Origin of the sequence: Leucobacter chinensis (assembly GCF_019049105.1) — a bacterium.
Lineage (GTDB): Bacteria > Actinomycetota > Actinomycetes > Actinomycetales > Microbacteriaceae > Leucobacter_A > Leucobacter_A chinensis.
This window is the reverse complement of the sequence record NZ_JAHQZR010000008.1, coordinates 1-8,900: the sequence shown is the minus strand read 5'-3', so window position 1 is coordinate 8,900 and position 8,900 is coordinate 1. Positions and strand designations below refer to the sequence as shown.

Below are 8,900 nucleotides of genomic sequence, written 5' to 3'. Positions count from 1 at the left end.
ACCCTGTCTGACGGAGCGCTCAACCCTTGTAACGCTCTGGTGAGGCCCCGCACTAAACCCGACAATATTCTACAGGCGTTTCGTAACCACGCAAGGCATATGCGCAATATTTCTGCGGGGTTCCCAGGAACCACAAGAGGGCCGCCTCTCGGAAGAGACGGCCCTCTCGGGATAGTGCGAAAGTGCTCGGGCTTAGAAGCCCATGTCACCTGCACCGGGATCCATTGCCGGAGCACCTGCTGGCTCTGGCTTATCGGCAACCACTGCCTCGGTGGTGAGGAAGAGGCCTGCGATCGATGCAGCGTTCTGCAGCGCCGAGCGGGTTACCTTTGCCGGGTCAAGAATGCCCTGGGCAACGAGGTCACCGTACTCACCGGTCGCGGCGTTCAGGCCGTGGCCGTGAGGCAGGCTTGCTACGCGATCGGCAACAACGCCAGCTTCGAGGCCCGCGTTGGTAGCAATCTGGCGCAGTGGCGCTTCGATGGCCTTTGCAACGATGCGAGCGCCGACTGCCTCGTCTTCGTCGAGCTCGAGGCTCTCGAAAGCGTCCTGGCCAGCCTGCACGAGTGCAACGCCGCCGCCGGGCAGAACGCCCTCTTCAACGGCCGCCTTTGCGTTACGAATCGCGTCTTCGATGCGGTGCTTGCGCTCCTTGAGCTCGACCTCGGTTGCAGCACCCGCCTTGATAACGGCTACGCCGCCAGCGAGCTTCGCGAGGCGCTCCTGCAGCTTCTCACGGTCGTAGTCGCTGTCGGTGTTCTCGATCTCGCGGCGAATCTGGGTAACGCGACCCTGAATCTGCTCTTCTTCGCCTGCGCCCTCAACAATGGTCGTCTCATCCTTGGTGATGATGACCTTGCGTGCGCGGCCGAGCATCTCGAGCGTCGTGTTCTCAAGCTTGAGGCCAACCTCTTCTGAGATGACCTGGCCGCCGGTGAGAATCGCGATGTCCTGCAGCATTGCCTTGCGGCGGTCGCCGAAGCCGGGAGCCTTGACGGCGACCGACTTGAAGATGCCACGAATCTTGTTGAGCACGAGGGTTGCGAGTGCTTCGCCCTCGACGTCTTCAGCGATGATGAGCAGCGGCTTGCCCGACTGGCTCACCTGCTCGACAACGGGAAGCAGGTCTTTAATGTTCGAGACCTTGCTGTTAACGACGAGAATGTACGCGTCTTCGTAGACCGTCTCCTGACGATCAGCATCGGTGACGAAGTATGCCGAGAGGAAGCCCTTGTCGAAGCGCATGCCCTCAGTGAGCTCAAGCTCGGTGCCGAAGGTGTTTGACTCTTCAACGGTAACGACGCCCTCTTTACCAACCTTGTCGATGGCCTGAGCAATCAGCTCACCAATCTGGGGGTCAGCAGCCGAAATCGAAGCGGTTGCTGCGATCTGGTCGGTCGTCTCGATCTCTTTCGCGTTTTCGAGCAGCTTGGCCGAGACTGCCGCAACGGCCTTCTCGATGCCGCGGCGGATCGCGATGGGATCGCTGCCGGCTGCAACGTTGCGCAGACCTTCGCTCACGAGCGCCTGTGCAAGCACGGTAGCGGTCGTGGTGCCGTCACCGGCAACATCGTCGGTCTTCTTCGCAACCTCTTTAACGAGTTCTGCGCCGATCTTCTCGAATGGATCCTCGAGCTCAATCTCTTTAGCGATCGAAACACCGTCGTTAGTGATCGTGGGGGCGCCCCACTTCTTCTCGAGTACGACGTTGCGACCACGGGGGCCGAGGGTTACCTTGACTGCATCAGCGAGGATGTTGAGACCACGCTCAAGCCCTCGGCGTGCTTCTTCGTCAAAAGCAATAATCTTTGCCATGTTTCTGTCGTCCCTCCTGGACGTTGGGCGAGCTATGCCGCGCCGGTACGCTGTGGGAAAGAGCCCGGTGACCCGAGGCCCTTAGCACTCAGCGTTGTCGAGTGCTAAAACAATTCTGGCACTCTGCGCCTGAGAGTGCAAGCGCATCGCGTGGAGGTCAGCGACTACTCAGCCTCGCTAGCTGACTGCTTAGCCTCTTCAAGCCCTGGGCCACTGTAATCGGCGCCGAGAAGCACCGTAAGCTGGCTCCCCTCGGTGACGAAACTCGGGTTCTGGTAATACGAGATGCCGCCAAGCTTTTCGCCGAGCCCTTTCGCGAGGCCCTCACTCGCTTCGTCCGTGTAGAACACGGCTGAAATTTTCACGTTACGATCTTCAGCGTTTCCCGCGAACGTTGTGGTTCCCCACCCCTCGGCTCCAATCGCGGTATCCACAGCGAAGGCCAGATCGGCAATGTCGGTTCCGTTGAGCACAGCCACGGTCGTCTCGGGGTCAATCTCGGCTACAACGGGGGCAGGCCCCTTAGCGTCCGGGCCAAGCTGTTCAACGAACGAGACACTCGAAGGAATAAGGGTGTAGAGCAGAATGCCAACTGCCGTGAGAATCAGAGCGATGAGTGTTGAAACAAGCACCCAGGCACCCGGTGAGCCGGGACGTTCGACAGCTCGGTGCGCACCAACTCGAGACGTACGCTTCACGCCGTCAAAGCGGTCACCCTGCTTTGGGGCGACGGTTTGTTCTTCGTGGGGCCGTGTCGTGATCACTGGATCGCTTCCTTGGTCATACTGCCTGAGATTCCAAGCGTACTCTACGTCTACTGAAGAGAGTCTGGCGCGTACAGCGCGCGGGCAAGGCCGTCAAGCACGTCAGCTGTTCGTGTACCTCCCGCGAGCACGAGCGTGTCGTCAACATCAATGATGCGCCGGTTCTTGCCGGCTTTCGTCTGCGCGACCCCTGAAAGGTCGGCGATAAGCGAGTCAACCCCGCCAACCGACTCGAGCCCCTTCGACATGACGAGTATCGCGTCAGGATCCATCGCCACCAGCGCCTCGGGAGTAACCTGTTTTTCTCCCTTCCAGCCTTGCTCCGTCGCGATATCAACTGCACCGACAGCATTCAGTAGCGTATCGATGCCGCTGCCTTCACCGAACATGTAGTAAACCTTTGATCCGCGTAAGTATAAAAAGACGACCCGCGGCAAACGCTCGACGTCAGCGGGCTTCACTGTCTCTTCAATCTCGACGATCTTGTCGTTAATTGAAGACTCAATGGCGGCGGCCAGTTGTTCTCCCGACTCGGCGAGCCCGAGGGCAGCGCCGACATCACGGGCAGCTTGGTAGCTCGACTCAAAGTCAGTAATACGATCGACCGCAACAACCTCAACGCCAGCCTGGCGGAGTTGGATACGCACGACGTCATCGGGGCCAAGCGAACCATCGGTCAGTACAAGCGTGGGCTCCAGCCCGAGCACACCTTCGACGTTAACCACGTGGCCAGAGCCCGTCACGAGCGGGAGGTCTTCGGTTCCCGGAGCGCTCGTCGCGGTGTCTTTACCCACGAGATTATCGCCGAGGCCAAGGGCCACGACGTAATCGGCGAGCGTCCCGGTAATCGAGAGCGCGATGATGCGCGAGGTATCGGTGACGGTGACTTCTGGGGTTTTACCGTCGAGGTCTTTCGAGAGGACCGTCGCTGGGAGGTCGGGCTCAGCCGCTTCGCTCGGGGTCTCGAACGAGGGCCCACCCACCTGTACGTGCGTTGGGCCGGTCACCGCACGAGGGTCGCCAACGGGGGTGAGTTCACTGAGCGGTGCCAGCTCGACCACTTGAGCATCGCCGCCACCGGTGTTCCCAGACTGCGCCGCCTGGCAGCCGGTCAAGAGCATCGAGACCGCGATGAGCAGAGCTGCAGAACGAACAATCGGTTTGTGTCGTGTTCTGTTCATTCCTCGGCGCTTCTCCCCTCAACGGCACGGGAGTCGATAGACTCACACAGGTACGAGGAGTTAGCCTACCCTAAGATACTGTGTGCCAGACTTTCGCTTCCTGGCGACCCCACAGCGTAGAAAGCCCATGCACCCACATGCAAGATCAGACAGCTTCAATGCGTGGCCACAGGGCCGTATCGACGCTTCTTTTTGTCATGCTCTGGGCGGTACTCATCATCACCCTTCTCGTCTCGGCGGGTGTGGGCCAGCTCCCCATTCCCCCTTCTGAGGTACTCGGGTCGCTCTTCAGCAAAGTCGGGCTCGACTGGTTTGCTGACCCTACGACGCCGATGGCCGATGAGACGCTCTGGGCGATCCGCTTTCCTCGCGTTGCCATGGCCGCGCTCGTTGGCGCAGGCCTCGCCGTATCGGGCCTGCTGATGCAGGCAGTCTTTGGCAACCCGCTCGCAGAGCCCGGGGTCATCGGCATTTCGTCGGGAGCAGCTCTCGGCGCAGGCATCTCGATCGTGTTTGGCTTCACCGCTTTTGGCAGCTGGAGCACTGCGGTATTCGCATTTCTGGCGGGCCTCGCGGCCACCTTCCTCGTCTATTCAATGAGCCGTTCTGAAGGCAAAACCGAGGTCGTCACCCTTGTGCTCACCGGTATTGCCGTCAACGCCGTCGCTGGTGCGGGCATCGCCCTACTCACTTTTCTCGGTGACACGCAGTCGCGCGAAGAGATCGTGTTCTGGCAGCTCGGCTCACTTTCGGGCAGCCGCTGGGACCAGGTGAGCGTCGTCGCTCCCGTGATCTTCGCCGGCATCGTCGTTGCGCTGCTCATCGCGCACAAGCTTGACCTGCTCGCGCTCGGCGAGCGAAACGCAAGGCACCTCGGTGTGAACGTCGAAATGCTGCGAGTCGGCGTCATCGTGCTCGTCGCGTTGCTCGTTGGCGTCTCGGTCGCGTTCGCCGGCGTGATCTCGTTCGTTGGCCTTGTCGTGCCGCACCTCATGCGCATGATCTTGGGCCCCGCGCACCGCCCGCTCGTGTGGGCGTCGATGCTCGGTGGCGCAATTCTCATGACCCTCGCCGACCTTGCCGCTCGAACCGTCGTACCGATGGCCGACCTGCCGATCGGCATGCTCACCGGCCTCGTTGGCGGCCCATTCTTCTTCTGGCTGCTGCGCACGACACGCAAGCGCTCGGGAGGCTGGGGCTAATCATGAACGCGAAACACTTCATCGCACCGATGCCTCAGCCGGCGGGAACCCCCGTGTTCGAGGCTGTCGATATCACCGTCGAGCGCGGCGGTCGAAAACTGCTCGACGAGGTTTCGATTGAGCTGAGAGCCGGCGAAATTCTCGCGCTACTCGGCCCTAACGGAGCCGGAAAGTCAACGCTCATGGCCGCCCTCTCTGGCGATCTGCCTCCCGACGGCGGTGAAGTGCGCTTTACCGGGCAACCGCTCACCCAGTGGAACCTGCGCGAGCTCTCACGCCGTCGCAGCGTGCTCTTACAAGACAACCAGGTACTCTTTCCGTTTACCGTGCACCAGGTCGTCGAAATGGGCCGGGCGCCCTGGCGACGCACACCGCTCGAAGACGAAGATCCCGAGGCTATTTCCTGGGCGATCGAGGCGGCAAATATTCGACACCTCGGCAATCGCCGCGTACCAACGCTCTCAGGTGGCGAGCGTGCTCGAACCGCCTTCGCCAGGGTCATCGCTGGCCGCACCGGGGCACTCATGCTCGACGAGCCAACCGCGGCCCTTGACCTCGGTCACCAAGAAGAGCTACTTCAGCTCGTGCGCCAGCGGGCAGATGCTGGCGATGCCGTGCTCATCGTGGTACACGACCTGAACCTCGCGGCCTCATTCGCCGACCGTATTGCTCTGCTCTCGTCTGGCAAGCTGGTCACCTGTGGCAGTCCCGAGACGGTGCTGACCGAGTCGCTCCTCACCGAAGTGTATGAGACCCCGGTTGAGGTCATTCGCCACCCGGTGACCGGGCGCGGCATCGTACTGCCCCGTCGCGAAGCCTAGGCCGGGCAAAGTAAAGCGCGGAGGCCCGTAGGCCCCCGCGCGCAAGGAATTACTCGTTGCCGTGACCCTGATATGTCTCAGCATCGTCGGAGTCGCCCTCGGGCTCTGACGCACTCGGCTCGGTTTTCTTGCGGCCGGTGAACAGCATGATGCCAGCGCCAAGAATCACGAGCAGCGCGACACCGCCGATGACCACGGGCAACCACGGAAAGTCAGCCTCATTCTCGGTAGCATCGCTGCCCTCGTCGACCGGTGCTTGCTGGTCTGACGCATCCTCTTCTTCGGGCAACGGCGCCGGAACAGGCTCTTCGTCGCTGGCCACGAATGAGCAGCCGGAGTCACCCGTACTCATCGTGATGGTCACAGGGTCGACCTGCTCACCAGCCGAGTAAAAGCCACCAAATGCGGCCGCACCCTCGGCGGTCAGCTGACCTTCGAGTGCGTTGAAGGTCAGAGTATTGCCCTCAACCTTGCCCGATGCGGCGTTGAAGTCGAGCTTGACCGCCCGCTCCTGTTTTACCTCGATGTCGGGCTCGCCGCTCTGCTTCGTTGACGAGAGATCGAGCAGCAGGTAGGCCTCGGCCGGGTCAACGATCTCGAGCGTCGGGTTACCGAGCGTCACGTTCAATAGCCCATCGTGCCCCTCGAACACGACCGTCCCTTCAAAATTCACGCTGCCCGCCTCACCGGTTACAGCGACGATGCCCTCGCCCTCGCTCCACCGAAACTCGGGCAGCTCGTAGGCGACGTTACCGTCTTCAGACCACGAGCCCTGAGCAATGCTGCCCTGAATGTACGCACGCCACCGTTCGAGCGTGCCCCAGTTGAGCGTCGCATCGGTGATGTCGCACGCAGCGAGGCTCTCGGTGTGACGCGGCTCGGTCTGGCGCGCCTCGGCAGGGGCCGCCTGCGCAGTGGCTGGCGCGAGCAACAACGCGCCCGTGAGCGCGGTGAAACCAGCCGCCGCAACGAGTTTCTCAACAAAACGGTTCTTCATCATGTTCCTAACGTGAGGTCTCTGTCATATTAGGCCTGCTGCGCCTTACGACGCTGCGCAGCAACCAAGGTGACAGCGCCCGCGGCGACCACGAGCAGAGCAACGGCGCCGATCCACACCCAGGCATTGTTCGGGCCCTCTGCGTTGGTCTCAGCCACCGCGAGCGGCTGAGCTTCGGCAGCCTGAACTTGCTCGTCACGCTTCACCTCTAGCGTCTGCTTTTTCGATTCTGGCTTCAAGATCTCGATCTCAGTGCCAACCGAGATGCTTCCCTGCAGGGTCAAGGTGTGTTTGCCCGGTTCGATGTCTTCGGGCAGCTTACCGATCCATCGCACCACGCCGTTCTTGTCAGCGCTGGCCTCAGTGTCGAGCACGATCGGGTCTGAGTAGAGCACGACCATGATGCCGAATTCTTCAGGCTCGAAGCCCGACCCCTCAATCTCAATCGTCGCGCCTGGGCGCAATTTCTTAGCATCTGTGAGAACCTCGAGGCCCGTTGTCGCCGGAGGCTCTTCAGGAACCGCGCGGGTTGCTTGCGGAGATCCGGCTGTCTGCGCGCCGTACGATGCCGTGCTGGCCGAGCCAACCGTAAAACTGAGCGGATCGGCGCCGAGGCTATATGATCCGTAGGTGAAACCGCCACTCACCGGAACGCCGCTCCACGTCACCTCGCCGTTCGGACCAACCTGCTTCGAGGCTGCACCAAGGTTGAGGCCGAAGGTGCGGCCACTCGCGGTGAGCGTTGCGCTCGAAGCGTTGTGAACGGTAATCGTCGGGTTGGCGATCGGCTCTGAGAGCAGTCCCCCGTGCCCGGTGAAGAGCACGACACCCGAGTACTGAATCGAGCCAGTTTGGGTTTGTGGGTTCCAGCTACCGCCACCGGCTTGCGGGAACACAAAGCCGCCTTGACCGCCGCCAACACCCTGGGTCGAAATACCGCCCTTAGCAATCTTGCCCTGCACGTACGCAGCGAACGGGCTCGAGACGCCCCAGGTCAGCGAACCTGCGGCCGCACCGTTCTGCTGGCTGACGGCTGGCGGAGCGGGCTTCGGAAGGGGTTTCGGGGTTGGCTTCTTGATCGAAGGCTTGGGAGGCACCACGATTGGCTTCTCATCAGAGGCCGAGCCGACGGTGAAGGTGAGCTTCGAAAGCTCCTCACCCTCATCGTAGAACGTCGTCGGCTTTTCGCCGTCGAAAGCGTGACTAAAGACGTTCACGCCTTCTTTGTGTAGTTTCACTGGCGCGTTGCTCCAGGTAACGCTTCCGTCTTTCGCCTTCGTGGCCTTAGCACTTGCAAGGTCTACGTTTCCGATCGCAACCCGCTTGCCCTCGTAATCGGCCTTCAACACCGCAGCGTTCTTACTCTGAACAACAACCTGAGGGTTGGCAAGAGTCACGTTCAGAGCACCCTTGTGACCGTAGAAGGTAACTGCACCGCCGTAGCTTGCGGTGCCAGTCAGCGATTTTTCATCCCACTTACCGCCCGCGACCTGCGGGAAGTTGAATTGATCGCCCTTGCGGGTGGCCGGTTTGATCATCTTGACTGAGCCCTTAGCGATAGGGCCCTCAATGTAGTCAACGAAGTCTTTTTTCACGCCCCAGGTCAAACCGCCCTGAACCGGCTTGGGGATCTCCGGACCGACGGGAACCTCGGGCTCAGTCGATCCATCGGCAAACTTCAGCGTGGCCTTCGCATCCTGCGAACGATCATCCTGAGCCGTGTGATCAGCAGCAGTAAACAACGACGTCGCCCCACCACCAAGCTGCTTCACATTCATCTCAAACTCAAACGAACCATCAGCGGTGAACTTATTCTTCGACCAAGGAGCATTACCCACCGTCGCAGCACCATCGGTGCAGCCCAACGCATGCGTAAACAAATCAGTCGGCAACTCGGTATCAGCACACAAGAACACATAAATGCCCTGCTCAGGGTTATACCCCTCACCCTTCACCGTTACCGTGTCACCCGACGGATCCAAATCAAGATTCGGCGACACCGACAACTTCGGACCTGTCGAGGCCTTGGCAAACTTCAGCGCAGCCTTCGCATCCTGCGAACGATCATCCTGAGCCGTGTGATCAGCAGCAGTAAACAACGACGTCGCCCCACCACCAAG

Annotated in this window: 7 protein-coding genes; 2 read left to right on the top strand and 5 right to left on the bottom strand. The window is 60.9% G+C overall.

Going from position 1 to position 8,900, the window contains the following annotated elements:
- Window positions 1-192 precede the first annotated feature (192 nt).
- From groL to KTJ78_RS09625, 3 genes are all read right to left on the bottom strand, one after another.
- The gene (groL, locus tag KTJ78_RS09635; RefSeq protein ID WP_217135117.1) at window positions 193-1,815 is read right to left on the bottom strand and encodes a chaperonin GroEL; all 1,623 of its coding nucleotides are present in this window, start codon (window positions 1,813-1,815) and stop codon (window positions 193-195) included.
- A 164-nt stretch (window positions 1,816-1,979) separates the two neighbouring features.
- The gene (locus KTJ78_RS13610; RefSeq protein ID WP_217135115.1) at window positions 1,980-2,579 is read right to left on the bottom strand and encodes a LytR C-terminal domain-containing protein; all 600 of its coding nucleotides are present in this window, start codon (window positions 2,577-2,579) and stop codon (window positions 1,980-1,982) included.
- A 50-nt stretch (window positions 2,580-2,629) separates the two neighbouring features.
- Complete coding sequence (locus KTJ78_RS09625) at window positions 2,630-3,760, bottom strand: heme/hemin ABC transporter substrate-binding protein (protein ID WP_217135113.1); 1,131 nt, start codon at window positions 3,758-3,760, stop codon at window positions 2,630-2,632.
- Window positions 3,761-3,897: 137 nt separating this feature from the next.
- Between KTJ78_RS09625 and KTJ78_RS09620 the strand changes: the two genes are divergently transcribed.
- Both KTJ78_RS09620 and KTJ78_RS09615 read left to right on the top strand, forming a co-directional pair.
- Window positions 3,898-4,962 carry a FecCD family ABC transporter permease gene (locus KTJ78_RS09620; RefSeq protein WP_217135111.1) on the top strand — a complete coding sequence of 355 codons (1,065 nt, stop codon included), beginning with the start codon at window positions 3,898-3,900 and terminating at the stop codon, window positions 4,960-4,962.
- 2 nt (window positions 4,963-4,964) lie between these two features.
- The gene (locus KTJ78_RS09615; RefSeq protein WP_254259574.1) at window positions 4,965-5,783 is read left to right on the top strand and encodes a heme ABC transporter ATP-binding protein; all 819 of its coding nucleotides are present in this window, start codon (window positions 4,965-4,967) and stop codon (window positions 5,781-5,783) included.
- Between the two features lie 49 nt (window positions 5,784-5,832).
- Here the strand turns inward: KTJ78_RS09615 and KTJ78_RS09610 are convergent, their stop codons facing one another.
- Window positions 5,833-6,783, bottom strand: a complete 951-nt coding sequence (locus tag KTJ78_RS09610) for an HtaA domain-containing protein (RefSeq protein WP_217135109.1) — start codon at window positions 6,781-6,783, stop codon at window positions 5,833-5,835.
- A gap of 26 nt (window positions 6,784-6,809) precedes the next feature.
- On the bottom strand, window positions 6,810-8,900 hold a 2,091-nt coding region (locus tag KTJ78_RS09605; RefSeq protein ID WP_217135106.1), incomplete at its 5' end, for an HtaA domain-containing protein.

Bases quoted from the DNA above. Each gene is read 5' to 3' on its own strand.
- KTJ78_RS09610 (WP_217135109.1), bottom strand. From the start codon at position 6,783: ATGATGAAGAACCGTTTTGTTGAGAAACTCGTTGCGGCGGCTGGTTTC.
- groL (WP_217135117.1), bottom strand. From the start codon at position 1,815: ATGGCAAAGATTATTGCTTTTGACGAAGAAGCACGCCGAGGGCTTGAG.
- KTJ78_RS09615 (WP_254259574.1), top strand. From the start codon at position 4,965: ATGAACGCGAAACACTTCATCGCACCGATGCCTCAGCCGGCGGGAACC.
- KTJ78_RS09625 (WP_217135113.1), bottom strand. From the start codon at position 3,760: ATGAACAGAACACGACACAAACCGATTGTTCGTTCTGCAGCTCTGCTC.
- KTJ78_RS09620 (WP_217135111.1), top strand. From the start codon at position 3,898: ATGCAAGATCAGACAGCTTCAATGCGTGGCCACAGGGCCGTATCGACG.